This window comes from Segatella copri (genome assembly GCF_003465495.1).
Classification (GTDB): Bacteria; Bacteroidota; Bacteroidia; order Bacteroidales; family Bacteroidaceae; genus Prevotella; species Prevotella copri_G.
In genome coordinates, this window is the sequence record NZ_QSAV01000027.1 from 1 (window position 1) to 26,930 (window position 26,930).

Sequence of the window (26,930 nt, forward strand, 5' to 3'; positions counted from 1 at the left end):
GTAACAACAGCGAAAAAAACTGAATACTGAATACTGAACACCCTTTTTAGGCATTATAAGCCTGTAAAGGCAAAAGCTTTCCAGCCTGCCCAACCTTGTGATATATCCATTAGCCACGATTCATGGTCATAATGAATTTGCCAACAAGGCTTGTCCCTGCTTTGATGTAAAGAAGGAGTGGGGGAAGGAGTAAACAAAAAATAGCGGATCTGTCACAGACCCGCTATTTAACTTTATTAAAAAAATTATTATGTTTAACAATTTTCTAGCCTTATACAATGCCCTGAGCCATCATAGCCTTAGCTACCTTCAGGAAGCCGGCTACGTTTGCACCCTTTACGTAATTTACGTAACCGTCTGGCTCAGTACCATACTTCACGCAGTTAGCGTGAATATCGTTCATGATGTCGTGGAGCTTAGCATCAACCTCCTCACGAGACCACTTCAGACGCTCTGAGTTCTGGCTCATCTCAAGACCTGATACTGCAACACCACCTGCGTTGGCTGCCTTACCTGGAGAGTAGAGAATCTTAGCATCCTGGAATACCTTGATAGCCTCTGGAGTAGAAGGCATGTTTGCACCCTCGCTTACTGCGATTACGCCGTTGGCGATGAGAGCCTTAGCTGCCTCCTCGTTGATTTCGTTCTGAGTAGCTGATGGGAGAGCGATGTCTGCCTTCTCAAACCAAGGCTTAGCACCCGCAACATATTTTACACCATACTTCTCTGCATATTCCTTGATACGGCCACGCTCTACGTTCTTGAGCTCCATGATGTAATCGAGCTTCTCGCGGTCGATTCCGTCTGGGTCGTAGATGTAACCGTCTGAATCTGAACATGTAACTGGCTTAGCACCCAACTGGAGCAACTTCTCCATAGTGTACTGGGCTACATTACCTGAACCTGAAACCAAAACAGTCTTGCCCTTGATGTCAATACCCTTGGTAGCGAGCATGTTGCAGAGGAAGTATACGTTACCGTAACCTGTAGCCTCAGGACGGATCAATGAACCGCCGAACTCCTGACCCTTACCGGTCAAGACGCCCTGGAACTGGTGTGTCAACTTCTTGTACATTCCGAAGAGGTAACCAACCTCACGGCCACCTACACCGATGTCACCAGCTGGAACATCCTCGTCTGGACCCATGTGACGATAAAGCTCTGTCATGAAAGCCTGGCAGAAACGCATTACCTCGTTGTTGCTCTTGCCACGTGGAGAGAAGTCGGAACCACCCTTAGCACCACCCATTGGGAGAGTAGTAAGAGAGTTCTTGAATGTCTGCTCGAAAGCCAAGAACTTCAAAATACCCAAGTTTACTGACTTGTGGTAGCGAAGACCTCCCTTGTAAGGGCCAATCGCGTTGTTGTGCTGTACGCGGTAACCCATGTTAGTCTGTACGTTGCCCTTATCATCTACCCAAGATACGCGGAACTGGATGATGCGGTCTGGAATGCAGAGACGCTCGATGAGGTTTGCCTTCTCAAACTCTGGGTGCTTGTTGTACTCTTCCTCGATAGTACCGAGAACCTGACTAACTGCCTGAATGTACTCAGGCTCGTTTGGGAATCTTCTTTGGAGATTCGCGATTACTTCTGATGCTTTCATAATCTTTAATCTTTTATTGAGTTTAAATTCTTATTTTTTATTTCTGATTGCAAAGATACATGTTTTTCTCGAAAACACCAACAAAAAGAAAGAAAAAATGCAGAAAAAGTAGAAAAAAGATATTTTTTAACATTCTTAATCACGATTTGTAGCGCTTTTGTGTACGCACACCTTATTATATAAGAGACGTTTTTCGGGGTTTTAGCCTTTATCTCCGTTTTAGGGAATCTTGCATTCTGACGACTTCTGTTTATCTATCCTGCGCCATAGGGCATAAATGAGCAGGATGATAGCGTAGAGACCGATTACCTGAGGCAGACTGATTCTTACGTTTTCGATGCTTGCTCCAGGCAGCATGCTGATCAGTTTTATGGCTGTATTCAAAAACTGGGTGATGCTGGTCAGGGCGCCTGATGTAAGGCTGATGAGAGGGGCGACAACCGGTGCTATGGGCGCCCATAACGTGAGTGGGGAGAACAGGATTAAGGCTGCTCCAAGATATAGGATGAGGGTTGCTGCGGGAATGGCGATGTAATTGGTGAGAAGTGAATAGCACGATATTCTGCCGAAGGTGTAGACGATGACCGGAAGGGTTCCTATCTGGGCTGCCAGTGAAACGCAAAGGAGTCCCCATGCCCAACGGATGAAACGGCTGCGGATGGGGAGGAGGGTGTAAAGGGGTGGGAAGAACAGCAGTATGGAGGCTACGGCCAGGAACGAAAGCTGGAAACTCAACTCGAAAAGATAGAGCGGACTGATGAAGAGCATAAATATATAAGCCGAGGTTAAGGTGTTGAGCGGCAGGCCGGTACGATGGAATGCTAAACTTAAGCTGTAGGCTGAAAGCATGATGGCTGCACGGACTGCACTTGCCGGCAATCCGATGAGAAAAACGTAGGTCCAGATGGAGATGAGGGACAGGATGATGGTGTAAACTGAGTACTTTCTGCCGCCTAGCAGAAAGATGAAAAGCTGGAAGATTATGCCTATATGAAGTCCGCTTACTGCCAGGATATGACTGGCTCCGGAAATGGAGTAACTGTTTCGGGTGTTCGAGTCGAGTGCGCTCTTGTCGCCCAGCGCCATGGCTGCGATGACTGCATAGTCTTGCTGTTTTACGTGAAGGGAAACCAGTTTGCTTTCAATATTGCTTTTATAGCGTTCGGTATTGATTTTTGCCCGTGTGAGGTAAGACAGTTCCTGCCAGTTTTTCAGTTGTGTAGAGGTTTGGGAATCAGCTATTTGCTTACAGGTAAGAAAAGCCCCAAGGCTCAGGATGCATAAATGAATCATCACGCATTGGGAGAAGATGAGAAACTGGTGGTTCCTGCTGAAGTAGGCTTTTTGGCTTAAGAACTCAGTAAGGAAAAAGATGATGCTGCCAAGGGCGCATGAAATGATGGAGATGATGAGCCAGAAGCGCATGTTGAAATCATCATAGCCCCATTTGGCTATGATGATTCCGATCGTCAGTGTGAGGCTGATGGTCATGAGCGGGGTGAGGGGTAGCTCTTTCATCATTCCTCTTTCCTTTTTAAAAGATAATTTATTTCCTATTTCTTGAATCCGAAGATGCGCTTGATGAATTTCTTCACAGCGTTTTCTTGCTTCTGTGGATTTACGATAGGGGTGTGCTTGCGTGCAGCCGGCTTGTCGCCTTTTTTCTGGGCTACGCCTCTGCCACGGCCGTTGCTGCCCGGGCGAACATTGTTCTCGGTGCCTGGGCGCTGCTGGTTGCTGTTATTGCTGTTATTGCGGCGCTTCTGGTTGTTGCTGTTCTTTGGCTGTTCGCCTGACTGGGCTGGCTTTCTGTTCTGCTGCTTTGCGTTCTGCTGCCTGTTACCCTGCTGTGGCTGCTGCTTTGCGTTCTGCTGCCTGTTGCCCTGCTGTGGCTGCTGCTTTGCGTTCTGCTGCCTGTTACCCTGCTGTGGCTGCTGCTCGTTGTTGCGTGGCGCTTTTTCCTGACGCTCGTTTGGCTTGTTTGGCTTGCGCTTGTGAGAAGTCTGGTCGCGGTCTTTCTGTCGGCGGTTCTTGGCGCTGTTCTTTCCGGCCTCGCCGTTTCCGCCGTTACCGCGTCTGTTGTTTCTTCCGTTTGCGCCTTTCTTCTTCGGCTTGTTGAGCTTGATGTATTCAGGACCTTCGCCGCATCCCTCAGGGAGAGGCATCTTGTCTACCACCTTCTCCAGGAACTTCTCTATCTGCTGGAACCAGTACTGGTCTTCTTCGCTCACGAAGGTGATGGCTCTACCATCGCGGTTGGCACGGGCAGTACGGCCGATGCGGTGAACGTAATCTTCTGTATCGTGAGGAACATCGTAATTGATGACCATCTCAATATCATCGATGTCGATTCCGCGCGCCACAATATCGGTAGCTACGAGAACATCATACTGTCCGCTCTTGAACTTGAACATCACATCGTCGCGCTCAGCCTGTTCCAGGTCGCTGTGCATGGCTCCGCAGTTTACTCCAATCTGCTGGAGGGAAGCTGCGAGTTGCTTCACCTTGAATTTGCTGCCGCTGAAGACGATGACACGCTTCAGGTCACCTGCCTTGAAGATGTCCTTGATGATGGTCATCTTCTGGGTTTCGTAGCATACGTATGCTTCCTGCTTGATTTTCTCGGCTGGCTTGCTGACGGCAAGTTTGATTTCTACCGGATTCTTGAGCAGGGTCTTAGCCAGTTCTTCTATCTTCTCAGGCATGGTTGCTGAGAACATGATGGTCTGGCAGGTCTTTGGCAGTTTTGCCGCGATGGTCTTGATGTCGTCAGAGAAACCCATGTCGAGCATGCGGTCGGCCTCGTCGAGAATGAAGAAGCTTACCTTGCTGAGGTCTACATTGCCCAGAGAGATATGGGAGATGAGGCGGCCCGGGGTGGCGATGACTACATCGGCGCCCATGCGGAGGCTGCGCAACTCCTGATCGTAACGGTTGCCGTCGTTGCCGCCGTATACGGCTACGCTGCTCACGCCCTGCAGGTAATAGCCGAAGCCTTGCATCGCCTGGTCTATCTGCTGGGCGAGCTCGCGGGTTGGTGACATGATGACGCAGTTGATGGCGTCTTTAGGATAACCGCCGTCATCGAGCTTGCTCAATACTGGCAGCAGATAGGCTGCGGTTTTGCCGGTTCCGGTCTGGGCTACGCCCAATACATCGTGACCTTCTAATATCTCTGGAATGCACTTTTCCTGTACTGGAGTGCATGTGTCGAAGCGCATGTCATATAATGCGTCGAGCACGTTGTCGTTTAAATCTAATTCGTCGAAATACATTTTTTTTTAATGTTGAATGTTGAATGTTGAATGTTGACTTTTTACCTCGGTGCCTTGCGGTAGCAGAAGTAGGCTACGATGGCGAAGAGGAAGTTTGGAAGCCACGCTGCCAGAACAGGCGGGAAGTTGGCCTGGATGGCGAAGGTGGCAGAAACCGTCTGCAGCATGATGTAGCCGAAACTCAGCGCAAGTCCTACGCCCAATGCTGCTCCCATGCCGCCCTTGCGCTTGCGGGCTGAGAGGGAGACGCCGATGATGGTGAGGATGAACGAGGCGAAGGAAGAGGCGATGCGCTTGTGGTATTCTACCTCGTACTGCACTACGTTGCCCGAACCGCGGTTGATCTGCTTGGAGATGTAATCGCGGAGCTCAGGACTGGTGAAGGTTTCCTGCTGACCCTTGGAATAGACCAGGTCGGTAGGTTCCATCATGATGACGGTGTCCTTCTGGGCTCCGCTCGTAATATGCTCCTTCATGCCCTGGAGCTTGCGGATTTTCCAGTTGCTCAGTTTCCAGTGATACTTGCTGTCGGAAATGGTGTCGTACTGGATGTCCATCGCTGTAAGGTGGCTTACAAGTTTCTTGTCCTGGAACTTGTCGAGGCAGAATCCGTAGCCGCGTTTCATGCTGTTGTCGTAATGCTGCATATAGGCAATCACTCCCTTGTCTACCTGCAGCTGTACATTCTCGGCACTGGTATTCTTCTTCTTGTTCTTGTACATCGTCTCGAAGTTCTGCCTGATGACGGTTCCGTGGGGAATGACGTAGGCTGAGAGCCCGAAGGAGAGGGCTGAGAGCAGCACGCAGGTAATCATGTATGGGCGAAGGAGACGCTTGAAGGATACTCCCGACGCCAGGATGGCGATGATTTCGGAATTGCTTGCCAGCTTGGTGGTGAAGAGAATGACCGCCACGAACACGAACAGCGCACTGAAGAGGTTGGCAAAATAGGGCACAAAGTTGGCGTAGTAATCGAAGATGATTGCGCGCGCCGGTGCATGGTGCTCTGTGAATTTTGACAGGTTCTCGTTGAAGTCGAAGACGATGGCGATGGAGATGATCAGGGCGATGGAGAAGAAATAGTAGCCCAGAAACTTCTTGATAATGTACCAGTCGAGCTTCTTGATGTACCTGAACGGGTTGAGAAACCTGAAGATGCGCAGGAACCGGAGCTTGTGAGCCAGCCAGCGCACAGCCCTGATGAGCCACCCGAACTTGCGGGAAGCCCATCGGCCGGTGCGGTAGAGCCGGCGGTGTTTTCTTATTTTCTTAAAATCTTTCATGATGCTTGCTTACTTAAATTCTTCGGCCAAGCTGGTCGATGATGGAATTCTTCCATGCCACGAAATCGCCCTGCTCGATATGATGGCGGGCATCGGTCACGAGGCGCAGATAGAAAGAGAGGTTGTGGATGCTGGCTATCTGCATCGCCAGCAGCTCCTGTGCCTTGAAGAGGTGGTGGAGGTAGGCCTTCGTGGTTACGAGGTCGATGTCGCAGCCGTCTGGATCTACCGGACTGAAGTCTTTCTCCCACTTCTTGTTGCGCATGTTCATCGTGCCCTGATAGGTGAAGAGCATGGCGTTGCGGCCGTTGCGGGTCGGCATTACGCAGTCGAACATGTCTACGCCGCGCTCGATGGCTTCGAGGATGTTCTGCGGGGTTCCTACGCCCATCAGATATCTCGGCTTGTCTTTCGGCAGGATTTCGTTCACTACTTCTATCATCTCATACATCACCTCGGTAGGCTCTCCTACGGCAAGTCCGCCGATGGCATTTCCGTCGGCTCCCTTGTCGGCAATGTATTTGGCTGCTTCGCGGCGCAGGTCCGGGAAGGTGCAGCCCTGAACGATAGGGAAGAGACTCTGCTGATAGCCGTAGAGGGGCTCGGTCTCGTTAAACCGCTTGATGCAGCGGTCTAGCCAGCGCTGGGTGAGCATGAGGCTGTTCTTGGCGTACTGGTAATCGCTCTGTCCCGGCGGACATTCATCGAAGGCCATCATGATGTCGGCTCCGATGATGCGCTCGGTGTCCATCACATTCTCCGGTGTAAAGAAGTGCTTGCTGCCGTCGATGTGGGAGCGGAACTCGCAGCCTTCTTCCTTGAGCTTGCGGATGCCGGTGAGCGAGAAGACCTGGAAGCCGCCGCTGTCGGTGAGGATAGGACGGTCCCAGCCGTTGAACTTGTGCAGTCCGCCTGCTGCCCTGATGACGTCAAGACCTGGGCGCAGGTAGAGGTGATAGGTGTTTCCGAGGATAATCTGTGCCATGACCTGCTTCTTGAGCTCCTCGAAGTGGACGCCCTTCACACTTCCTACGGTTCCTACGGGCATGAAGATTGGGGTCTTGATCTGTCCGTGGTCGGTGGTGATGATGCCTGTACGCGCATCGCTTGCTTTATCTGTTACTTGTAATTCAAATTTCATTTCTTTTCTTTTTTATCATTTTCCTCAATGCTGAAGTCTGTAGGGCTTTTCACCTTCTCGTCGGTCAGCGCGAACTGCCAGACGTCAGCCACATTCTCTACATAGTGGAAGTCTACGCCCTTGAGATATTTCTCCGGTATTTCCTCTACGTTCTTCTGGTTCTCCCTGCACATCACGATGTGCTTGATTCCTGCCCGCTTGGCTGCCAGAATCTTCTCCTTGATTCCGCCTACCGGGAGCACTTTGCCGCGGAGGGTTATCTCGCCGGTCATGGCTGTGTTGGCACGCACCTTGCGCTGGGTGATGGCTGAGGCGATGCTGGTGGCGATGGTGATTCCGGCAGAAGGACCGTCTTTCGGGGTGGCTCCCTCAGGCACGTGGATGTGGATGTTCCACTGCTCGAAGATGCGGTAGTCTACCTGCAGCAGGTCGATGTGCGACTTGACGTATTCCAGTGCGATAATGGCTGATTCCTTCATCACGTCGCCCAGGTTTCCGGTCAGGGTGAGCTTGCCAGCCTTGCCCTTGCTGAGCGAGGTTTCGATGTAGAGGATTTCGCCGCCCACTGAGGTCCAGGCTAGTCCGGTTACCACTCCTGCATAGTCGTTGCCCTGGTAGATGTCGCGGTTGAACGGCGGATTGCCCAGCAGGTCTTTTACTTCGGCAGGGGTGATAGTGTAGTTCTTCAGCTCCTGGTTGCAGGCAAGTTTGTAAGCCATCTTGCGCAGACTCTTGTCAATCTGCTTCTTCAGCTGTCTTACGCCGCTTTCCCGGGTATAATGCTCGATGATGAACTCGAGGGCATTCTTGTTGAAGCTTACCTTTGGCGAAACCTTGTCGAGTCCGGTGCTTTCCAGCTCTTCCGGTACGAGATGGCGCTTGGCAATCTCTGTCTTCTCTTCGGTGATGTAGCCGCCTACTTCTATCAGCTCCATACGGTCGAGGAGCGGACGCGGAATGACGCTCAGGTCATTGGCTGTGGCGATGAAGAGCACCTTGGAGAGGTCGTAATCCATATCGAGATAATTGTCGTGGAAGGCATTGTTCTGTTCCGGATCCAGCACTTCGAGCAGGGCTGATGCAGGGTCACCGTTGAAATTGCTCTGCGCCACCTTGTCAATCTCGTCGAGGATGAATACCGGATTGCTGCTGCCTGCCTTCAGCATGTTCTTGATGATGCGGCCCGGCATGGCTCCCACATAGGTGCGGCGGTGACCGCGGATTTCGGCTTCATCGTGCAGACCGCCCAGCGACATGCGTACATACTTGCGCTTCATGGCTGCTGCGATGCTCTTGCCCAGACTGGTCTTTCCTACGCCCGGAGGACCGTAGAGGCAGAGGATAGGACTCTTGCCGCCGCCGTTCAGTGCTCTTACAGCGAGGAATTCCAGGATGCGCTCCTTCACATTCTCCATGCCGTAGTGGTCGTGGTTCAGAATGCGTTTGGCACGGGTCAGACTGAGGTCGTCCTGGGTGTAGGAGTTCCAAGGCAAATCTACCATGGTCTGCAGGAATCCTATCTGTATCGAATAGTCAGGACTCTGCGGGTTCAGGGTGTCGAGCTTGGTTATTTCTTTCTTGAAAATCTTGGCTGTCTCTTCGCTCCAGTTCTTCTGTTTCGCCTTCTCCAGAATATCCTTCTTCTCCGGACTGGCGTTGCCTTCTCCCAGTTCTTCCCTGATGTTCTTGATCTGCTGCTTGAGGAAGTATTCCTTCTGCTGCTCATCGAGGTCGTAGTGGGTTTTGTTCTCAATCTCAGTCTGGATGCGTAGCAGATGGCGCACCTTGTTCAGGGATCTGATGGCAATCATGATGCGCTCGCTGAGATTTTCCTCTTTCAGCATCTTGATTTTATCCTCGATGCTGAAAGGAAGGAGGGAGCACATGAAGTTGCACTGCATGTGAATGCTCGAGAGTTCGTTGATTGCCTGGATGGCATCATCATTATAGTTGGCGTTTGATTTGATATAGTCTGTCGCTTCGTAATGGAAGTTCTCGTAGAGCATTCTGAAGAGTTCATCGTTGTTCTCGTCAGGCCATTTCTCCGGAAGACTTTTTACGTCAATTACTGTGTAAGGCTCTTTTTGAACGAGATGTTTCATCTGACATCTGCCCAGACCCTGGATGATGATGCTCATCTGGTCTGTGCCAGGCATCTTGATCACCTTGATGAGTTTGGCGAAGACGCCTACAGGGTAGAGGTCTTCTTCGTAGGGCAATTCTGTGTCTTTATTCTTCTGGCAGAATACACAGAATGTGGTGTCTGGCTTCTTTTCCAGCATCCGGACGAGATTCAGACTTTCCTTTCTGCCCACAACGATAGGGGTCATATTGGTAGGGAAAACTACAATATCTCGCATGCAGAGGGTAGGGTACAAGCCTTCTTCCTGGTCTTCGATCAGGGTTTTCGGGTCGCCCTCGTAATCTGCAATCATTTGTATTCGGGTACTTGTTCTTCTATTATCCATTTTTTTGTTATGATTTCTATTTTCCGTGCAAAGGTACTCATTTTTTATGAAATATCGTGGAAGATGATAGATTATTTAATAATAAAATTGCTTTTTCTATATATTAGTACCCGTTTTTATAGATGTAAGTAGCTGCTTTTGCAGGTGGAAGTGGCAATTTCTGCTGTTTGCGATAAAATAAATTGGCGGCGGCTTCGTTTTCTTCTGTAAAGAGACAGAAGAATTTATGGGTAATTTTCGATTTAAACAGTTTGAGATAGAGCAAGACCGCTGTGCCATGAAAGTGGGAACTGACGGTGTTTTGCTGGGTGCATGGGCGCAAGGTGGCAGGCGGATTCTGGACATCGGTTCCGGAACGGGACTGATTTCGCTCATGATGGCGCAGCGTTTTCCTGAAGCTGAGGTAGTGGGGATTGATATGGATGCTGATGCCTGCGGACAAGCGAGGGAGAATGTGATGGCAAGTCCGTTTCGCGACAGGGTGGAAATAGAATGCTGCAGACTGCAGAATTTCGGGGGAGCTTCGGAAGCTGCTGAGGCTTCGGAAGCTGCTGAAGGTTTGAATGCTGCCGGTGTTTTTGATGCGATAGTGAGCAATCCTCCGTTCTTTGTAGATAGCTTGAAAAATCCGGACAGTAAGAGGACGATGGCGCGACATACGGACAGTCTTCCGTTCCGCGATTTGTTTGCGGGTGTAAAACGGTTACTTTCTGATGACGGTATTTTCTCTGCAATTGTTCCTGTAGAAGTAGTGGAGGAGTTTGTTGCAGAGTCTTGTATATTAGGTTTTTATCTTATACGGAAGTATGGTGTAAAGACGGTAGAGCGCAAGCAGCCAAAGCGCTTTATGCTGAGTTTTGCCAAGCATCGCATTTCGCCTTATGAAGAGCATGTTGAAACGATGATGGATTCGCAGGGAAATCGCTCGGAATGGTATAGGAAAATAACGGAAGAATTCTACCTTTGAGGAATGTTGAATGGATAGGGGAATGTTGAGTGTTGAATGTTGAATGTTGAATGGATAGGGTTTAATGATTAACTGAGCTTACTTGCGATACTTCAGAACATTTCATTCAACACTCAACACTCAACACTCAACACTCAACACTCAACATTCAACACTCCCTCTAAATTCAACATTCAACATTCAACACTCAACATTCCCTTAAAGGTTCAGCTTCTTCTGCACCAGTTTGCTGATAGCTTCTACTCTTTTGCTCTGGCGCTGGATGTCTTTATGAATATCATCGCGCACGGCATTGATGTCGTTGAAGAAATCGGCAAAGGCAGACTGAATCATGTTCGGCTTGCGGTCGTTCTTGTTGGCAAACGGGTTCACCAGCATCTTGATTCCCTTTTCTTCCAGGTGAACATCAATCTCTGCACCCGTCATCACAGGGTCGCCATCATAATGGATTACGCCTGGCTGACTGCGGGTGATATGGAGCTTCTTGCAGCGGAACGACTTGATCTTCGAATTCTTGTCCAACGTCTTGTTGAACATGTCGAAACTTACCTGAGGCGCCTCGATTACATCGAATGGTTCCATGATGACGACATCCATCAAACCGTCGCTCATGGATGCTTGAGGGGCAATATAGGCATTGTTGCCATACTGAGATGCGTTGGCACAGGAAATGAGGAACGCCTTATACTGCTTGGTGCCCGTCTCGTCCTCCAGCGTGTAAGTCTCAGGCTTATACTTCAATCCCTCACGCAGGATATTTTCTGCATAAGTGATAGGACCACGCTTGCCGCTCTCGGCAAACTTCATGCTGACGAAAGCGTCAAAGCCCATGCCGCAGGTGCAGAAGAACGGGTGGTCGTTGATGACACCATAATCCAGATCTCTAATCTGGCATTGGTTGATGACCTCGATGCATTTCTTCAGGTTCATCGGGAGCAGCAGATGTCTTGCCAATCCGTTGCCCGAACCGCAAGGCAGAATGCCGAGGGCAGTATCGGAGTGAACCAGTGAGCGGGCCACCTCGTTGACGGTTCCGTCACCACCAACCGCCACAACCACATCTACATGGTTGTTCTTCGCTTCGGTAGCAATTTCCGAAGCGTGCCCAGCTCTTTCAGTCATTCTTATCTCGTACTCAAAAAGCTCTTTGTCCAAACCAGAATCTATCAGACTGGGAACTGCCGCCTTGCTGGCTGTTCCTGAAATCGGATTCATGATGAAAAGTATCTTTTTCTTCATTATATAGTCAAGAGTTTGTAAAATTTAGGCTGCAAAAGTAATAAAAATACCCAAAATAACAAGAAATATCGATTAAAAAAACTATAAAAGTAAACTTTCTTATAAAAAAAGCCGTTTATTGAGTTCTTTTTTGTATCTTTGCACCCTGAAAGTTAGAAAAGTATAAAAAAAGATAATAAAGTACACCTATTAATAATGGGACAATTACAAGAAAGATACAAGAATTATCGTGAACCTCAGAAGTATATGGCTGCCGGTGTGTATCCATATTTCCGCGAGATCACAAGTAAGCAGATGACAGAGGTAACCGACATCGATGGTCATAAAATCCTGATGTTCGGTTCTAATGCTTATCAGGGTTTGACTAACGACCAGCGTGTTATTGATGCAGCTAAGGCTGCGCTCGACAAGTATGGTTCTGGTTGTGCAGGAAGCCGTTTCCTCAATGGTACGCTCGATTTGCACGTGCAGCTCGAAAAGGAGCTTGCTGAGTTTATGGGCAAGGATGAAACTTTGTGTTTCTCTACAGGATTCTCTGTAAACCAGGGTGTCTTGGCTTGCGTAGTAGGTCGTAACGACTATATTATCTGCGATGACCGCGACCACGCAAGTATCGTAGATGGCCGCCGCCTCTCATTCGCTACCCAGCTCCACTACAAGCACAACGATATGGAAGATTTGGAGCGCGTGCTCTCTAAGCTCCCTCAGGAGGCTATCAAGCTCATCGTTGTTGACGGTGTGTTCTCTATGGAGGGCGACCTGGCTAACTTGCCTGAGATTGTAAAGCTCAAGCATAAGTACAACTGCTCTATCATGGTAGACGAGGCTCATGGTCTTGGCGTATTCGGCAAGCAGGGACGTGGTGTTTGCGACCACTTCGGTCTGACCGACGAGGTAGACCTCATCATGGGTACATTCTCCAAGAGTCTGGCTTCAATCGGCGGTTTCATCGCATCAGACAAGGATACTATTAACTTCCTCCGTCACAACTGCCGTACTTACATCTTCAGTGCATCCAATACTCCAGCTGCCACAGCAGCAGCTCTTGAGGCTCTCCACATCATTCAAAATGAGCCAGAGCGTTTCGAGAATCTCTGGGATGTAACCAACTATGCCTTGAAGCGTTTCCGCGAGGAAGGTTTCGAGATTGGCGAGACAGAGAGTCCTATCATTCCTCTCTACGTACGCGATGCTGAGAAGACATTCGTTGTTACCAAGATGGCTTACGATGCAGGTGTGTTCATCAACCCTGTTATTCCTCCAGCTTGTGCTCCTCAGGATACATTGGTACGTTTCGCTCTCATGGCTACTCATACAAGAGAGCAGGTTGAGCAGGCTGTCCAGATCTTGAAGAAGATTTTCGTAGAAGAGGGAATCATCAAGTAAAATCAGATTTGCCGGTCTTCTCGGTTTTGACGGATTCGGGCAGTCGGTTTCTGATTTAAAAGTTTAGCAAGTATGGTTGTGGTTCTTAGCCGCTACTATATATAATAAGGTATAAGGGCAATTCCGGATAGGGGTTGCCCTTATTTTGTGCCCGGTTTTCAGGGATTTTGCATTTAAATGCATATTTTTTTGAAAAAAGTTAGGGAAAAATTTGGTGGAATCGAAAAAATGTAGTACCTTTGCACTCGCAATTCAGAAATGATGCTTAAAGCAATGCTTAAGAGGTATCGTAGAGATGAGTAAGCGGGGTGTAGCGCAGCCCGGTAGCGCTCCTGTTTTGGGAACAGGTGGTCGCAGGTTCGAATCCTGTCGCCCCGACTATTTTCTCTCACTCAAACCTTTAGCAAAGCACAAGCGGGGTGTAGCGCAGCCCGGTAGCGCTCCTGTTTTGGGAACAGGTGGTCGCAGGTTCGAATCCTGTCGCCCCGACACAAGAAAGCTAAGAAGAAACAAATCTTCTTAGCTTTTTTGCTATATAAAACTCCCGCCCTGGATGGGCTGGAGGGGGATAACGCAACTGAGTAATTATTATATACGTTTTAATTTTATAGAATCATGATTATAACGATAGCGCGCCAGTGTGGATGTGGCGCTATTCGCGTGGGCAAGCTGCTCGCCGAAAAGTATGGTATTCCTTTTTATACCCGTAAAAATATGATGGAAATGGCTGAACAGAGAGGAGTGCTCGACGAGATGGAGGCTTTCTTCGATGAGCGGCCGGTAGATGAACTGCTCTTCTCGATGTCGTCGCTTGGCGAAACGCAGAGGGCGCTGACAGAAAAACCGCTCCGTACACTTGCCGATATGATAGGCGATGAAGACTGTATCATCATCGGCCGTTGCGGAAACTATATCTTCCGCGAGCGCAAAGACCTGATTTCTGTTTTCCTGAGCGGCAATCTGGAGGCTCGCATCAAGGATATTCAGGAAGAACAGGGACTTTCGTATGATGAGGCTGAGGAGTTTGTGGAGCACACCGAGGATTGCAGAGTGGCTTATCATAAGTATTATACAGGCCTTACCTGGGGAAATGCCGATGATTACGACATCTGCCTGGATACTGTGCGCCTGGGTGTAGAAGAGACGGCAAGCCTCATTGAGCAGTACGTTAGCTTGGTATAAATTTAAAGTAGATCAACATGAAGTTTTTAATTCAATTTTTGATAATCATAGCGTTCTCCTTTGCTGGGGAATTGCTTCATTTTTTGCTGCCATTGCCTATTCCGGCAAGCATCTATGGCATCATCCTGCTCTTTCTTGCGCTGGAAACAAAACTGATCAAGGTGAAGCATATCCGCGAAACCAGCAGTTTCCTCATTGCCATCATGCCCGTGATGTTTATTCCGGCTGCCGTAGGACTCATTGATTCTTATCAGGATATCGGCAATGCATGGTTCCAGTATATCGTAGTTACGGTGGTCAGCACCTTCGTCGTGATGGGTGCTTCGGGCTGGATTACGCAGTTGGTAATCAGAAAAGGAAAGGAGGCGAAGAAATGAACCACTTGTTCCAGGATTCTGTCTTCTTCGGCGTTCTCATCAGTCTGGCTGCCTACGGCATAGGCATGCTGCTGAAGCTGAAGACGGGATGGTCGCTGATGAACCCGCTGCTCATCTCCATCATCCTCGTCATCATCACGCTCCTGCTGACTGGCGTAGATTACAAGACCTATTCGGCAGGCGCCAACAGCATCAGCTTTCTGCTCACACCAGCCACCATCTGTCTGGCTGTGCCACTTTATCAGCAGGTTGAGCTTCTGAAGAAGAATTATCGGGCTGTGCTGATCGGCATTGTTTCGGGCGTGCTGGCGAGTCTCTGCTCCGTGCTCATTCTCGCCCTCATCTTCCATTTCGACCATGCGTCCTACGTTACCTTCCTGCCTAAGAGCATCACTACCGCCATCGGTATCGGCGTTTCCGAGGAGTTGGGCGGTCATGTTTCGGTTTCGGTGGTTGTCATCATCGTAACGGGTGTGCTGGGCAACATCTTTGCCGAGAAGTTCCTGAAGCTTCTCTCCATCAAAGAGCCTATTGCCAAAGGTATCGCCATCGGCTGTTCTGCCCATGCGCTGGGTACGGCAAAGGCGATGGAAATGGGTACCATAGAGGGAGCCATGAGCAGTCTGAGCATCGTGGTTTGCGGTGTGCTGACGGTTGTAGGATCATCCATCTTTGCTCTGTTTATGTAGAGGCAGATACAATAATATTTCCCTTTTTCCGTTTTTATAGATATGAAACGGAAAAAGGGATTTTTGTATATAATGGGTGTAGGGATGGCGATGAGCGCCCTGCTTGCCAGTTGTGCCGACGATGAGAGTTTCTCAACGTCGAGGGGAGATGTGCTCTCGTTTTCGGTAGATACGCTGAAGATGGACACCACCTTCTCGAATGTGCCTACGCCTACCCGAAGCTTTTGGGTTTACAACCGTACGGGCAAGGCTCTGCGCTGCCAGTCGGTGCGGCTGGAAAACGGTAACCAGAAGGGCTACCGGGTGAATGTTGACGGCTCTTATTTGGGCAGCGAAGCGGGATTCCAGACGCAGAATGTGGAGATCAGGAAGGGTGACAGCATACGTGTGTTTGTAGAACTGACTTCGGCGATGCAGAACAGCAAAGAGCCGCAGCTGGTGAGCGACAACCTGGTGTTTGCGCTGGAAAGCGGCGTGGAACAGAAGGTGAACCTGAGGGCGTTTTCATGGGATGCGATGAAACTCAATTCGCTCGAGGTGAAGCAGGACCAGCTGCTGCAGAGCACGCTGCCGGTAGTGGTTTATGGGGGAATCAGGGTTGATGAGGCGGCTACGCTGACCATTGCTCCGGGCACCCAACTCTATTTCCACGAGAATGCGGGCTTGCAGGTGTTCGGGTCGCTGAAGGTTGAGGGCGAAAAGGACAGGGAAGTGGTGATGCGGGGCGACCGACTGGACCACATGTTCGATTATCTGCCTTATGACCGCACACCGGGACAATGGCAGGGAATCAGACTGATGTCTTCGGCTCATGACTGCAGGATTTCGTTTGCTGATATTCATAGTGCCTACGATGCTGTGATGATAGAAGCGGGCGATGCTACGAAGCAGAAACTGCTCATCGAGAATGCTACGATTCATAACAGTCAGGGCTACGGTGTGAGGATTGATTCTGCCAAGGTGCAGATTTATAACTCGCAGATAACCAATTGCTTGAAGCATCCGCTCTATGTTGAGGGTGGCGATGTTGAGGTAAACGGCTGCACCATAGCCCAGTTCTATCCGTTTGACGGGCGCCGCGAGTCGGCCATCGGTTTTGCCTCTCCGCTGCCTCGTTTCGAGGTGAGAAATTCGCTCGTAACGGGCTATCATGATGATGAGGTGGTCTGGGAGGCTCCGAAAGAGGAGGATGCCTTCAATTTTCTCTTCGACCATTGTGTGTTGCGCACGGAGAAGCTGGAGACGGACGACAGTCTGAAGTTCACCCATGTGGTTTATGAGGACATTAAGGATACGACGGTGTTTGCCGAGAAGCATTTCCGCCTTTCCGACACCGACAATCTGAAGTATGATTTCCATCTACGCAAGAAGTCGGCAGCAATAGGTAAGGCAGATGCAGAAACGCTGCCTGCAACTGACCGTGATGGTTTGCCGAGAAAGAAAGAGCAGCCTGCCGCAGGATGCTTTGAGTATAAGGAGGAATAAGAAGAAAGCCCTACAGGAAAGTCTGCATGATGCAAACTTCCTGTAGGGCTTTTTCTTATATCCTGAGCCCCTTTTAAAGTGGGCTCTGTAATCTTATTCCTTCATGTTTGAATCTACGAAGCAGAAGGGGAGAAGGTCTTTGATGCTGTCGAAGCAGTAGGTGCCGTTCTCGCCATAAAGCAGGATGCGTACGGGGCGCTGATAGCGGTCTTCCATCTCCAGTATCACCTGGCGGCAGGCTCCGCAAGGCGAGATAGGCGACTTGAGGAAACCATTCCCGTTTCTCGCAGCTATGGCGAGCATCAGGATAGGCTGGTCGGGATAGTTGCTCTGGGCACCGAAGATGGCGCTGCGCTCGGCACAGAGTCCCGACGGGAAGGCGGCGTTCTCCTGGTTGGCTCCAATCACTATTCTGCCGTCGCCCAAGAGCAGGGCTGCTCCCACATAGAAGTGGCTGTAGTTAGCATACGCATTGCTGGTGGCAGCCTTCGCCCTGTTTACGAGCTCCTGCTCCTGCTGGCTCAACTCTGAGAGCTGAGCCACCATGTATCTGATGTTTAGGTTTTGCTCTTTCATAGATATAATGTTTTTATGATTTCTTTATTTCGTGTAGAAGTCGATGATGTCCTGCAGCGCCTTCTTGCATACCGGGCAGAATTCCGGTGTTTCGTTGATGCGCATACGGCAGTCCTGCACACCGCGGTAAACGCCCTTCAAGCTGTATCCGGCACCTTCGAAGACACCCACCTTGCTCACCGCCTCCTTCTCTTTCTTTGAGAGCGGAGTAGGAATCTTGGTCTTCTTGTCTATCATGTTCTCCCATTTTCCGTGGAAATCGGCAAGGGTAGTGATGTTCTTCTCCCAAGGCTCTACATCGTGAGGATACATCGGTATCTGCTCCTGCTCGTAGGCGTATTCATCGGCAAGTCCGGCAAAGGAATGGCCAAACTCATGCACCACTACCGGCTTGAACCATTTCTGGTGGCAGGTGGTGAGATTGTATGAATTGAGGATGCCGCCACCGCCATACTTATCCGAATTTACCAGCACGATGATGTGCTCGTAAGGGGTACCTGCCAGCCAGTTGTGCAGGTCTTTGAGATGCAGGGTGGTAAGGTAGCGGTCGCTGTAGAAGGTGTCGAAATGAGAGCTGAGGGCGGTCTCGTGCCAGATGCCCTGGGCTGGGATGCTAGGTCCGCTCTGCTTGGATGGCGATTTTACGGCTACGATGTTGAAGCGGTCTCTCATGCTCTTGAAGGGTTCGTGGGCGAAGATGGCCTCTGTAGCCTCCTGCGCATCTTTCAGGAAGACAGGCATCTCTGCATCGGTATAGCCTTCAGCCACGTATGCGATGTGGATGCATCGGGTGGTGTCGGCAGCCTGCTGCAGGGTGACGTATGGTGTAGGCTTGTTGCCTTTCTGATGAATCAGAATGTCTTTCGGCGCTACCTGGTGGGTGAGCGTGGTGGTTATCTCGCGGCGGTTGTTGCGCAGGTCGAGGGTGATGTCTACGGTATCTTTCGGCATAGGAACGAGGAATACGTTCTCGAAACTCTGCGTGTTCTTCTCTGCCTCTGGATAGGAGAGCCATTCCTGGAAGAGGGTAGAGAAGGAGTTGCGGTAGATGATTTTGCCCGAGCGGTGGTCGCGTACGGTTATCTGTCCGTTGCCCTCTACCGGGAGTTCGGCCAGTCGCTGCCTTTTGCCGTACCAGCGTGGCATTACGTTGAGTTCGTCTACGGCTATCATCTGCTGCTTCTGGTTGCCGGCAAAGGTATAGTCTACCCGCAGCGTCTTGTCTGTGAAATAGTCGTCAAAGTTTTGCGCCTTTATTGTGCCGGGCGCCATCAGCATCGCCATGGTGGCGAGGGATAATATCATTCTCTTCATTGTATTTTCATTTAAAATTCACATTCACATTCACATTTCTCACCGAATCACCAAGTGACCGAATCACTAATCACTTATCTCACCCTCAGCCTTGTTCCTACGCTTACCGGGATGTTAGGGTCGAGATGGTTCATCTTGTAGAGTTTCTCCAGTCGGATGCCATACTTCTGCGAGATGGTGTACATGCTTTCGCCCGGCTGTATCACGTGAGGGCGCTTCTTATACTGCTTAGGTGCCTTGGAACGTTTCTTCTTCAGATAGATGATGTCGCCCTTGTGCAGCACGGCGTGCTTGTTGCGCTCGTTGTAGCGAGCCAGTTTGCGCCAGCTGATGCCCACCTCCTTGCCTATGCTCTTGAAGGTGTCGCCTTCGCGGGCATAGAGATAGTAATTCTTGTTGAAGATATGGATAGGGTGCAGTAATCCTTCGGCGTTTACAGGCTGGTCGGTACCGCTGTGGGTAGCCATGAAGCGGTCGTAGCGCTTGGCCTTGTCATACTGGTTGAGCTTGTAGAGCTCTATAATCTGTATCAGCTTGCTGGCATACTGCGGGTTGGTGGCGTAGCCGCAGGCTTTCAGTCCGCGAGCCCATCCCTTGTAGTCGTGCTGCGAGAGTTCGAAGAGGCGTGCGTAGCGTGGCTGGCGCGCCAGAAACTTGCTGTGGTCTTCGTAGCTGTCTCTTGCGTCCTGGTATACGCGGAAGCATTCGCCACGGGCATCATCGTCGTGGTACTGGGTTGGTCCCGTCCAGTTGTGACATTTTATGCCGAAGTGGTTGTTGCCCTGGCGTACGAGGTCGCTCCTTCCTGCCGCACTCTCAAACAGTCCCTGTGCTAGGGTGATGCTGGCTGGAATGCGGTAACGGAGCATCTGCTCGATGGCAAGATCCTTATACTGGTTGATATATGTCTGATAGGCCTGGTTCCACTTCAGCTGTGCGCCCATCGGGAGGCAGCAGAGCAGAGCGAGCCCTAAAATGTTTGCTTTTAGATGATTCATTCTGCAAAAATATAAAAAAAAACGGATAAATCGCGGTTTATTACAAATTTTTTAATATCTTTGCACAAAATATTGCATACAAATGCAGGGGCTATCTGTCTCTTCTGAGAGATACTGACTTGTTTTGTAGAAATAATGATTTTAATAATGAAAACTCGTACAAAAATAATTATAGCTATCGGCTCTAACAGAAATCAGGAGGAGAATGTGTTGAAGGCACATGAACATCTGAGATGGATGTTCAAGAACTGCCTCTTCGGTCCGCGCATGTGGACTGAGCCTATCGGACTGGAGAATTCAGACAAGTTTCTGAATCAGGTGATGATGGGGGAGACCATCTGCTCAAAGAAGTCTGTGCTTGCCGCGCTGCGGTGTGTGGAGCAGGGATGCGGACGCAGAATCCGTGGCCCTTATCGTAAGGTAGATGTTCCGCTGGATCTCGACCTTCTGCTCTATGGCGATGAGAAATTGCACGAGAGCGAGTGGGAGCGTGATTATATTCAGAGTTCTATCAGCTACCTCGAAGAGAAGGATGCTAAGAGATAATGATTTTGGCACGGAAAAAGAAAACGGGAAACCCGAATCTGGTATGTAGATTTACAATACCGGATTCGGGTTTTCTGTTGTAAGATTGAGTTCTATCACTCTTCCTTCTTTCAGCGACTTCTGCACGTTGATGATGCGCTGGTTGCTGCTGCCCCTGAAGAAGAGGTCTTCATCGCGCAATGCCTGTACGAAGGGGCCGTCTACCAATACATCGATTTGACGGAGGAGTTCCAGCTGCTCGGGATTCTTCACGAGGTTTTCGAAGAGATAGCCCGTAAAGCACCAGATGCTCTTGCTGCTCTGCTCCCTGATGGCGCGCGCCAGCTCGGCAAAGCCCTTTGCCTGAAACATAGGGTCGCCGCCCGAGAAGGTGACGTTGGCGAAGGGGTCGCTCATGATTTCCTTCATCAGCTCGTCGGTAGAGGTCATCGTGCCGTGGCTGATGTCCCACGACTGCGGATTATGGCAGCCCGGACAATGGTTGGGGCATCCCGCACAATAAATGGATGTGCGGAAGCCCGGACCGTCTACCATCGTATCATGTACGATGCTTAATACGCTGATCATTTTACTTTTCCCCTCCAATATGGGTTACGCGGTCGTGGAGCTCGGCAAGCTTGCCGCTGTTCCAACGGTCTGTAGTACCTACCAGATAACCGGTGATGCGCTGCAGCTTGTCGATGTGGTGGCTGCCGCACTTAGGACAAACCTCGAGGTTGGCATCAGCATTCTCGTAGCCGCAGTCGAGACAGCGGTTGCGGTTGTGGTTTACTGAGCCGTAACCCATGTTGTACTTATCCATCATGTCTACCACGCTCTCTATTACAGAAGGGTTGTGGGTAGCATCGCCGTCAATCTCTACATAGAAGATGTGGCCGCCACGGGTCAGGTCGTGGTATGGAGCCTCGACCTGTGCCTTCTTCAGGGCTGTACACTTATAGTATACAGGCACGTGGTTGGAGTTGGTATAATAGTCGCGGTCTGTAACGCCAGGGATGACGCCAAACTGCTTTCTGTCCTTCTTAGTGAACTTACCGCTCAATCCCTCGGCTGGAGTAGCCAGGATAGAGTAGTTGTGATGATACTGCTCGCTGAACTCGTTGGCACGGTCGCGCATGTAGGTAACAATCTTCAGTCCCAGCTCCTGTGCCTTCTCGCTCTCGCCGTGGTGCTTGCCGATGAGGGCAACCAGGCATTCTGCCAATCCGATGAAGCCGATACCCAGGGTTCCGTGGTTGATGACGCTCTCGATGGTCTCTTCCGGCTTCAGGTTTTCTGCGCCTACCCAGAGATACTTCATGAGCAGAGGGAACTGCTTGGCCATTGCCGTCTTCTGGAACTGGAAGCGCTCGTCGAGCTGCTTGGCTGTGATGTCGAGGATATTGTCGAGCTTGGCAAAGAACATGTCGATGCGCTGCTTTTCGTCTTCGATGCCCATGCACTCGATGGCGAGCTTCACGATGTTGATGGTAGAGAAGCTCAGGTTACCGCGGGCGATGCTGGTCTTTTCGCCCCAGCGGTCTTCGAACACGCGGGTACGGCAGCCCATGGTTGCAATCTCCCACTTGTAGCGCTCCGGATCATCAGCACGCCACTTCTCGTTCTGGTTGAAGGTGGCGTCGAGGTTCAGGAAGTTAGGGAAGAAACGGCGGGCTGTTACCTTGCACGCCAGCTTGTAGAGGTCGTAGTTTCTGTCCTCAGGCAGATAGTTTACGCCTCTCTTCTTCTTCCATATCTGGATAGGGAAGATGGCTGTTTCGCCATTGCCTACGCCCTGATAGGTGCTGAGCAGGATTTCGCGCATGATGCAGCGGCCCTCGGCACTGGTATCGGTACCGTAGTTGATGCTTGAGAATACTACCTGGTTACCGCCGCGGCTGTGGATGGTGTTCATGTTGTGGATGAATGCCTCCATTGCCTGATGCACGCGGTTCACGGTCTTGTTGATGGCGTGCTGCTCCAGGCGTTCGCGGCCCTGCAGTCCGTCGAGCGGCTTCTCTATGTAGTCGTCGATTGGCGCATCATAGAGGTTGCTCAGGTCTTCGCCTGTCAGCTTCTCCAGGTTCTTCACCTCTTCCTGGTACGACATGCGTACGTATGGAGCCAGATAGAAGTCGAAGGCTGGGATAGCCTGACCGCCGTGCATCTCGTTCTGGCAGGTCTCGAGAGAGATACAAGCCAGCACGGCTGCGGTCTCGATGCGCTTGGCAGGACGGCTTGAACCGTGACCGGCTGTGAATCCGTGGTTCAGAATCACGTCGAGCGGATGCTGCACGCAGGTGAGACTCTTGGTTGGATAATAGTCCTTATCGTGAATATGTATATAGTTGTGCATGACGGCGTCGCGTACATCCTCAGAGAGGAGGTAGTCGTCGACGAATGGTTTAGTGGTTTCTGACGCGAACTTCATCATCATGCCGGCTGGTGTGTCGGCATTCATGTTGGCGTTTTCACGGGTAATGTCGTTGTTCTTGGCATTGACGATGCTCATGAATACGTCGCGTGTCTTCGCCTTGCGGGCGATGTTACGCTGGTTACGGTATGCGATATACTTCTGGGCAACATCTTTGCGGGCACTCTTCATGAGTTCCATCTCGATGGCGTCCTGAATGGCCTCAACGCTCATCTGGCTCTTGCCGCGATAAGAGATGTGGTCGGTTATCTGCTCGATAAGAGTGGTATCTTCACCCTTGTCGGTATGCAACATGGCCTTGCGAATGGCTGCCATGATTTTCTGTTCGTTGAATCCAACGATGCGTCCGTCACGCTTTACTACTGTCTGGATCATTTTAGTATTACTTTTACGATTGATGTTTAAATTACTTAGTATTAAGTCATTATGACTTGAAGAGGTAGATATGTACCTCCTTTTGACATTGCAAAGATATAAAATATTTCTGAAAGTAATTACTTTTGGACAACTTTTTTATCGTTAAAAAATATTAAGTCGCTGATAATCAGGAGGAAACGAAAAAGTTTTGGAAAACTTTGACAAATTTCCGTTTTCCGAAACGTTTAAGTTGTTATCTATCAGCGGGTTGCGCATTTTGTGCTGCTGTGTGCGTTTCCAACTTGTTGTCTGTGTGTCGTGGCAGGGGGTGGAAATGAAAATCGCCGCAACGCCCGTGTATAGGGCATTGCGGCGATTCGGGGGTGATTATTTTGCTTGTCGCTTATAGTCGAGCGCAGCTCCGATGGCGGTGCAGAATTCCGAGTATTTCGGTATTCTGAACCTCACTCCGTAGAGTTTCTCCATGGCTGGGAACACCTCGCGGCATTGCGGCAGCAGGGTGAGGTTGCCGATGAGCACGAAATCCTTGATGCCCGATTCGAGCGATGAGAGGATGGTAGCCGAACCTATCGACTGCAGCACCATCCAGATGAGTCCCATGGCGATGTCTTCGCGCGAAGCGTTGGCCTTGGCGTTGCTGAAGAGCGATGCGGTGGCGTTCATCGGGAGTCCGGGCAGAGGCTTGGCGCTGATGTCGCCTATCAGCAGGTTAATCTTGCTCACGTCGCCGTCCTTGGCGAGGTTGATAATCTGCTTGATGTCATCGGTCTTGAGCATGATGCGGCTCAGTCCTGCCAGGGTTCCGCCGCCTATGCCGATGCCTCCGATGTGCCTTATCTCGTTGTCATCGCATTTTACGAGCGATGTTCCGGTTCCCATGCTCACCACGATCATGCGGTCGAGCTTGCTTTCGTATCGGGCGCCCAGTCCGTCGGCCACGAACTCCTCGCTCTTCGAGGTAGGCAGTCCGTAGATGGGCTCGTCGATATAGGCTGAACCTACGCCTGTGAGCATCACCTGTTCTACATCGCTCAGCGCAATCTTGTTGTCGTGAAGATACTTGCCGAAGGCTCCGTAGAGCGAGGTGATAGGGTCGGTGGCCTTGATGCGGATGGGGCTTACCACCACGCCGCTTTCATCGATGCCCACAATCTTGGTCGTAGAGATGCCTACGTCGATTCCTATAACAATCTTTTTCATTCCTTTATATATATAATAATGTGTATTTTCGCAGATGATGCCCCTCTAGAGCACGCCCATCTTGCAGAAGGTGATGAGCACGGCGTAGCCCACTATCATGCTCAGGATGCCCACCGTGAGTCCTGCCTTCACCATGTCGGTCTGCTGGATGAGGCCGGTAGAGTAGGCGATGGCGTTAGGAGGGGTTGAGATAGGCAGCGACATGGCGCAGCTGGCCGATACCGCTACTCCGATGAGGATGGTAGAGGTGCCGCCGATGGTGTTGAGCTTGTCGCCCATGCCGGTGCATACCACTGTGAGGATAGGGATGAGCAGGGCAGCGGTGGCGGTGTTGGAGATGAAGTTACTCAGGATGAAGCATACCAGTCCGGATACGATCATGATGACCAGCGGATTGAATTCTGTAAACGGAATGCTCTTTACGGCTGCCTCGGCAAGACCGGTGCCGTTCATCGCCAATCCGAGGGCGAATCCGCCTGCCACCATCCAGATGACAGCCCAGTCAATCTCCTTCAGGTCCTTGGCTGTAACCACTCCCGTAAGGGCGAATACGGCGATAGGGAGCATGGCCACGGTGTTGGCGTTGATGCCCAGCTGCTTGCCGAATACCCAGAGCACGATGGTTGCAAGGAAGGTGACGGCCACTACCGTGGTGCGCCAGTTGTGCTGCATGTTGCCCTCGATGTTGAGCTCGATGGTCTTGGCAGAGAACGGGAACATCTTGCGGATGATGACCCATGCCATCAGGAGCATGATGAGCACCATAGGGGCCATGATGAGCATCCAGTCGCCGAAGCTGAGACCCAGGTTGAGTCCTGCAGGGTCGTTCAATACCTTGAAGGCGAAGGCGTTAGGAGGGGTTCCGATAGGGGTACCCATACCGCCCAGGTTGGCTCCGATAGGAATGGCCATGGTGAGCGCCACGCGGCCCTTGCCCGAAGGTGGCAATGATTTGAACACCGGTGTGAGGAAGGTGAGCATCATGGCGGCGGTGGCTGTATTTGAGATGAACATCGAGAAGATGCCGGTGATGAGCATGAAACCCAGCAGCACGTTCTCAGAACGCTTGCCGAATGGCGCAATCAGGGCCTTCGCCATCATCACGTCGAGTCCGCTCTTGGTAGCAGCTATGGCGAGTACGAAACCGCCCAGGAAGAGGATGATGGTAGGGTCGGCGAAGCACGCCATCACACCCTGATAGTCGAGCAGCTTGCCCATCTCAGCCTCCGAGCCTTGCATAATCTTGAAGGCGGAGTCGCTGACGAAGAACAGCAGCACGAAGATGATCACTACGCTGGTAGCCCATGCCGGTATGGCCTCGGTGAGCCAAAGCATCACGGCCATGACGAAGATGGCGATGACGCGCTGCTGCACGATGGTGAGTCCATCGATGCCGAAGCTGTCGATGGGCAGGTTCCAGACGATAACGGTAAGCAGAGCCGTTATGAGGAACAGCAATGCTTTCTTGCGATTAAAATCGCCATTCAATACTTTCTTTACAGTTTCTTGCATTATCTTTCTGTCTTAAGGATTATTTTCTTGCAAAAATACGTGTTTTTTTTGTATTTAGCAAGTTTTTTTGCAGAAATAGTGAAAAAAATGCCGAAAAATGTTGTTGTTTCAAGAAAAAATGCTATATTTGCAGTGGATTTACCGATAACAGCTATCGGTGATGCCGAAAACTTGGAGCACCCGGAAGGGTGATTCAGCGAACCTGATATGTCTAATAAATAAATTAGGAGATAATGAAATGAACAAGTCTGTAGTATTTATCATCATCCTGCTCGTGATAGTTCTATCTATCATCGTATCGCAGTACTTCCACAAGCGCCACCATGAATATAAGATGGCAGACATCGAGAAGGCTATCCGCAAGGCTTATCCTAAGGGTATAGGCTCGATACGCAAGGAAGAACTGGTAACAGCTGTGAAGAAATACTTCCACTGTTCGGCGAAGGAGGCTCATTATATAATAGGTGTAGCCCGCCGCAAGAAGCTGGTTGATATCGCTGCAGAATATGTTACCATCATGTTTTGAAATAAGGTAAAAACATTAAATATGCTTTAGCCGTGAGGCTGAATCACTTTGAGAAAAAGTATTATTTATTTGAGGCACAAAGGATTGTTAATGACATGCTGATTCCGTAAGGGGAAATGCGGGTTAGCATGTTGTATTCGGGCGTCTGGTATGGTACATTGCGTAAACAATTTAACTGCCAGACAAAGTTTACCCTCCCTAGGACTTTTTAAGACCTAGGGAGGGTTTTACTTTTTCAGGCTCAGCACCTTTTATTCAAGTCCGTCGCCGCTGTTTTCGCTTCCGGTTCCGCCAGTAGAATCGCCGCCCGATGGATTATCGCCTCCGGATGGATTATCGCCTCCGGATGGATTATCGCCTCCGGATGGA

The 26,930-nt window shown here is 50.4% G+C and carries 23 protein-coding genes and 2 tRNA genes; 11 read left to right on the forward strand and 14 right to left on the reverse strand.

Annotation, left to right across the window (positions count from 1 at the left end; translation table 11 throughout):
* Positions 1-271: 271 nt before the first annotated feature.
* From DWV53_RS09210 to lon, 6 genes are all read right to left on the reverse strand, one after another.
* Complete coding sequence (locus tag DWV53_RS09210; protein ID WP_006847509.1) at positions 272-1,606, reverse strand: NADP-specific glutamate dehydrogenase; 1,335 nt, start codon at positions 1,604-1,606, stop codon at positions 272-274.
* Positions 1,607-1,825: 219 nt separating this feature from the next.
* Positions 1,826-3,127, reverse strand: a complete 1,302-nt coding sequence (locus DWV53_RS09215) for a ComEC/Rec2 family competence protein (RefSeq protein WP_118153088.1) — start codon at positions 3,125-3,127, stop codon at positions 1,826-1,828.
* 32 nt (positions 3,128-3,159) lie between these two features.
* Positions 3,160-4,881, reverse strand: a complete 1,722-nt coding sequence (locus DWV53_RS09220; protein WP_118153090.1) for a DEAD/DEAH box helicase — start codon at positions 4,879-4,881, stop codon at positions 3,160-3,162.
* 41 nt (positions 4,882-4,922) lie between these two features.
* Positions 4,923-6,164 carry an LptF/LptG family permease gene (locus tag DWV53_RS09225; protein ID WP_117695205.1) on the reverse strand — a complete coding sequence of 414 codons (1,242 nt, stop codon included), beginning with the start codon at positions 6,162-6,164 and terminating at the stop codon, positions 4,923-4,925.
* Between the two features lie 13 nt (positions 6,165-6,177).
* A complete protein-coding gene (gene tgt, locus DWV53_RS09230) occupies positions 6,178-7,305 on the reverse strand; it encodes a tRNA guanosine(34) transglycosylase Tgt (protein ID WP_006849113.1) in 1,128 nt (375 codons plus the stop codon).
* A complete protein-coding gene (gene lon, locus DWV53_RS09235; RefSeq protein ID WP_118153092.1) occupies positions 7,302-9,773 on the reverse strand; it encodes an endopeptidase La in 2,472 nt (823 codons plus the stop codon). Before lon ends, tgt begins: the two co-directional genes overlap by 4 nt.
* Before the next feature lie 226 nt (positions 9,774-9,999).
* On the opposite strand from lon, the gene DWV53_RS09240 reads away from it, so the two are divergent.
* On the forward strand, positions 10,000-10,740 hold the full coding sequence (locus DWV53_RS09240; RefSeq protein ID WP_118153094.1) for a tRNA1(Val) (adenine(37)-N6)-methyltransferase: 741 nt from the start codon (positions 10,000-10,002) through the stop codon (positions 10,738-10,740).
* A 198-nt stretch (positions 10,741-10,938) separates the two neighbouring features.
* On the opposite strand, the gene DWV53_RS09250 is transcribed toward DWV53_RS09240, so the two are convergent.
* Positions 10,939-11,979, reverse strand: a complete 1,041-nt coding sequence (locus DWV53_RS09250) for a diacylglycerol/lipid kinase family protein (RefSeq protein WP_117695210.1) — start codon at positions 11,977-11,979, stop codon at positions 10,939-10,941.
* Positions 11,980-12,174: 195 nt separating this feature from the next.
* Here DWV53_RS09250 and spt point away from each other — a divergent pair, with 195 nt between their 5' ends.
* From spt to DWV53_RS09285, 7 genes are all read left to right on the forward strand, one after another.
* Positions 12,175-13,365: a serine palmitoyltransferase gene (spt, locus tag DWV53_RS09255; protein WP_022121347.1), complete on the forward strand. Its 1,191-nt coding sequence runs from the start codon at positions 12,175-12,177 to the stop codon at positions 13,363-13,365.
* 304 nt (positions 13,366-13,669) lie between these two features.
* A tRNA-Pro gene (locus tag DWV53_RS09260) sits at positions 13,670-13,743 on the forward strand.
* A 37-nt stretch (positions 13,744-13,780) separates the two neighbouring features.
* Positions 13,781-13,854: transfer RNA gene (locus DWV53_RS09265), tRNA-Pro, on the forward strand.
* Between the two features lie 126 nt (positions 13,855-13,980).
* Positions 13,981-14,547 carry an AAA family ATPase gene (locus DWV53_RS09270; protein WP_118153096.1) on the forward strand — a complete coding sequence of 189 codons (567 nt, stop codon included), beginning with the start codon at positions 13,981-13,983 and terminating at the stop codon, positions 14,545-14,547.
* Between the two features lie 71 nt (positions 14,548-14,618).
* Positions 14,619-14,924, forward strand: coding sequence for a CidA/LrgA family protein (locus tag DWV53_RS09275; RefSeq protein ID WP_233338974.1), 306 nt, complete (start codon positions 14,619-14,621; stop codon positions 14,922-14,924).
* Positions 14,921-15,613 (forward strand): LrgB family protein, encoded by a 693-nt coding sequence (locus DWV53_RS09280; protein ID WP_118153098.1) that lies wholly within the window; start codon positions 14,921-14,923, stop codon positions 15,611-15,613. Before DWV53_RS09275 ends, DWV53_RS09280 begins: the two co-directional genes overlap by 4 nt.
* Before the next feature lie 42 nt (positions 15,614-15,655).
* On the forward strand, positions 15,656-17,098 hold the full coding sequence (locus DWV53_RS09285; RefSeq protein WP_118153100.1) for a right-handed parallel beta-helix repeat-containing protein: 1,443 nt from the start codon (positions 15,656-15,658) through the stop codon (positions 17,096-17,098).
* A gap of 93 nt (positions 17,099-17,191) precedes the next feature.
* Here DWV53_RS09285 and DWV53_RS09290 read toward each other — a convergent pair whose 3' ends face one another.
* The 3 genes from DWV53_RS09290 to DWV53_RS09300 form a co-directional block, all read right to left on the reverse strand.
* A complete protein-coding gene (locus DWV53_RS09290; protein ID WP_118153102.1) occupies positions 17,192-17,674 on the reverse strand; it encodes a cytidine deaminase in 483 nt (160 codons plus the stop codon).
* 24 nt (positions 17,675-17,698) lie between these two features.
* Positions 17,699-18,988, reverse strand: coding sequence for a M64 family metallopeptidase (locus DWV53_RS09295; RefSeq protein ID WP_181992462.1), 1,290 nt, complete (start codon positions 18,986-18,988; stop codon positions 17,699-17,701).
* Positions 18,989-19,062: 74 nt separating this feature from the next.
* The gene (locus DWV53_RS09300; RefSeq protein WP_117695220.1) at positions 19,063-19,986 is read right to left on the reverse strand and encodes a glucosaminidase domain-containing protein; all 924 of its coding nucleotides are present in this window, start codon (positions 19,984-19,986) and stop codon (positions 19,063-19,065) included.
* Positions 19,987-20,133: 147 nt separating this feature from the next.
* Between DWV53_RS09300 and DWV53_RS09305 the strand changes: the two genes are divergently transcribed.
* Entirely contained in the window at positions 20,134-20,532 is a 399-nt protein-coding gene (locus DWV53_RS09305) for a 2-amino-4-hydroxy-6-hydroxymethyldihydropteridine diphosphokinase (protein WP_181992463.1), read from the forward strand.
* A gap of 51 nt (positions 20,533-20,583) precedes the next feature.
* Here the strand turns inward: DWV53_RS09305 and nrdG are convergent, their stop codons facing one another.
* From nrdG to DWV53_RS09325, 4 genes are all read right to left on the reverse strand, one after another.
* Positions 20,584-21,099, reverse strand: coding sequence for an anaerobic ribonucleoside-triphosphate reductase activating protein (nrdG, locus tag DWV53_RS09310; RefSeq protein WP_022121338.1), 516 nt, complete (start codon positions 21,097-21,099; stop codon positions 20,584-20,586).
* A 1-nt stretch (position 21,100) separates the two neighbouring features.
* Positions 21,101-23,320, reverse strand: a complete 2,220-nt coding sequence (locus tag DWV53_RS09315) for an anaerobic ribonucleoside triphosphate reductase (RefSeq protein WP_118153106.1) — start codon at positions 23,318-23,320, stop codon at positions 21,101-21,103.
* 369 nt (positions 23,321-23,689) lie between these two features.
* The gene (coaW, locus tag DWV53_RS09320) at positions 23,690-24,523 is read right to left on the reverse strand and encodes a type II pantothenate kinase (RefSeq protein ID WP_022121336.1); all 834 of its coding nucleotides are present in this window, start codon (positions 24,521-24,523) and stop codon (positions 23,690-23,692) included.
* A gap of 45 nt (positions 24,524-24,568) precedes the next feature.
* A complete protein-coding gene (locus DWV53_RS09325; RefSeq protein ID WP_118153107.1) occupies positions 24,569-26,035 on the reverse strand; it encodes an SLC13 family permease in 1,467 nt (488 codons plus the stop codon).
* A 48-nt stretch (positions 26,036-26,083) separates the two neighbouring features.
* Between DWV53_RS09325 and DWV53_RS15770 the strand changes: the two genes are divergently transcribed.
* Both DWV53_RS15770 and DWV53_RS09335 read left to right on the forward strand, forming a co-directional pair.
* Positions 26,084-26,227, forward strand: a complete 144-nt coding sequence (locus DWV53_RS15770; RefSeq protein WP_153080757.1) for a hypothetical protein — start codon at positions 26,084-26,086, stop codon at positions 26,225-26,227.
* 46 nt (positions 26,228-26,273) lie between these two features.
* A complete protein-coding gene (locus DWV53_RS09335) occupies positions 26,274-26,561 on the forward strand; it encodes a hypothetical protein (protein ID WP_117695227.1) in 288 nt (95 codons plus the stop codon).
* Positions 26,562-26,930 lie beyond the last annotated feature (369 nt).

What these genes read in the sequence shown, in the direction of transcription:
- DWV53_RS09210 (WP_006847509.1), bottom strand. Translation starts at nt 1,606, where the DNA reads ATGAAAGCATCAGAAGTAATCGCGAATCTCCAAAGAAGATTCCCAAAC.
- DWV53_RS09215 (WP_118153088.1), bottom strand. Translation starts at nt 3,127, where the DNA reads ATGATGAAAGAGCTACCCCTCACCCCGCTCATGACCATCAGCCTCACA.
- DWV53_RS09220 (WP_118153090.1), bottom strand. Translation starts at nt 4,881, where the DNA reads ATGTATTTCGACGAATTAGATTTAAACGACAACGTGCTCGACGCATTA.
- DWV53_RS09225 (WP_117695205.1), bottom strand. Translation starts at nt 6,164, where the DNA reads ATGAAAGATTTTAAGAAAATAAGAAAACACCGCCGGCTCTACCGCACC.
- tgt (WP_006849113.1), bottom strand. Translation starts at nt 7,305, where the DNA reads ATGAAATTTGAATTACAAGTAACAGATAAAGCAAGCGATGCGCGTACA.
- lon (WP_118153092.1), bottom strand. Translation starts at nt 9,773, where the DNA reads ATGGATAATAGAAGAACAAGTACCCGAATACAAATGATTGCAGATTAC.
- DWV53_RS09240 (WP_118153094.1), top strand. Translation starts at nt 10,000, where the DNA reads ATGGGTAATTTTCGATTTAAACAGTTTGAGATAGAGCAAGACCGCTGT.
- DWV53_RS09250 (WP_117695210.1), bottom strand. Translation starts at nt 11,979, where the DNA reads ATGAAGAAAAAGATACTTTTCATCATGAATCCGATTTCAGGAACAGCC.
- spt (WP_022121347.1), top strand. Translation starts at nt 12,175, where the DNA reads ATGGGACAATTACAAGAAAGATACAAGAATTATCGTGAACCTCAGAAG.
- DWV53_RS09270 (WP_118153096.1), top strand. Translation starts at nt 13,981, where the DNA reads ATGATTATAACGATAGCGCGCCAGTGTGGATGTGGCGCTATTCGCGTG.
- DWV53_RS09280 (WP_118153098.1), top strand. Translation starts at nt 14,921, where the DNA reads ATGAACCACTTGTTCCAGGATTCTGTCTTCTTCGGCGTTCTCATCAGT.
- DWV53_RS09285 (WP_118153100.1), top strand. Translation starts at nt 15,656, where the DNA reads ATGAAACGGAAAAAGGGATTTTTGTATATAATGGGTGTAGGGATGGCG.
- DWV53_RS09290 (WP_118153102.1), bottom strand. Translation starts at nt 17,674, where the DNA reads ATGAAAGAGCAAAACCTAAACATCAGATACATGGTGGCTCAGCTCTCA.
- DWV53_RS09295 (WP_181992462.1), bottom strand. Translation starts at nt 18,988, where the DNA reads ATGAAGAGAATGATATTATCCCTCGCCACCATGGCGATGCTGATGGCG.
- DWV53_RS09300 (WP_117695220.1), bottom strand. Translation starts at nt 19,986, where the DNA reads ATGAATCATCTAAAAGCAAACATTTTAGGGCTCGCTCTGCTCTGCTGC.
- DWV53_RS09305 (WP_181992463.1), top strand. Translation starts at nt 20,134, where the DNA reads ATGAAAACTCGTACAAAAATAATTATAGCTATCGGCTCTAACAGAAAT.
- nrdG (WP_022121338.1), bottom strand. Translation starts at nt 21,099, where the DNA reads ATGATCAGCGTATTAAGCATCGTACATGATACGATGGTAGACGGTCCG.
- DWV53_RS09315 (WP_118153106.1), bottom strand. Translation starts at nt 23,320, where the DNA reads ATGATCCAGACAGTAGTAAAGCGTGACGGACGCATCGTTGGATTCAAC.
- coaW (WP_022121336.1), bottom strand. Translation starts at nt 24,523, where the DNA reads ATGAAAAAGATTGTTATAGGAATCGACGTAGGCATCTCTACGACCAAG.
- DWV53_RS09325 (WP_118153107.1), bottom strand. Translation starts at nt 26,035, where the DNA reads ATGCAAGAAACTGTAAAGAAAGTATTGAATGGCGATTTTAATCGCAAG.
- DWV53_RS09335 (WP_117695227.1), top strand. Translation starts at nt 26,274, where the DNA reads ATGAACAAGTCTGTAGTATTTATCATCATCCTGCTCGTGATAGTTCTA.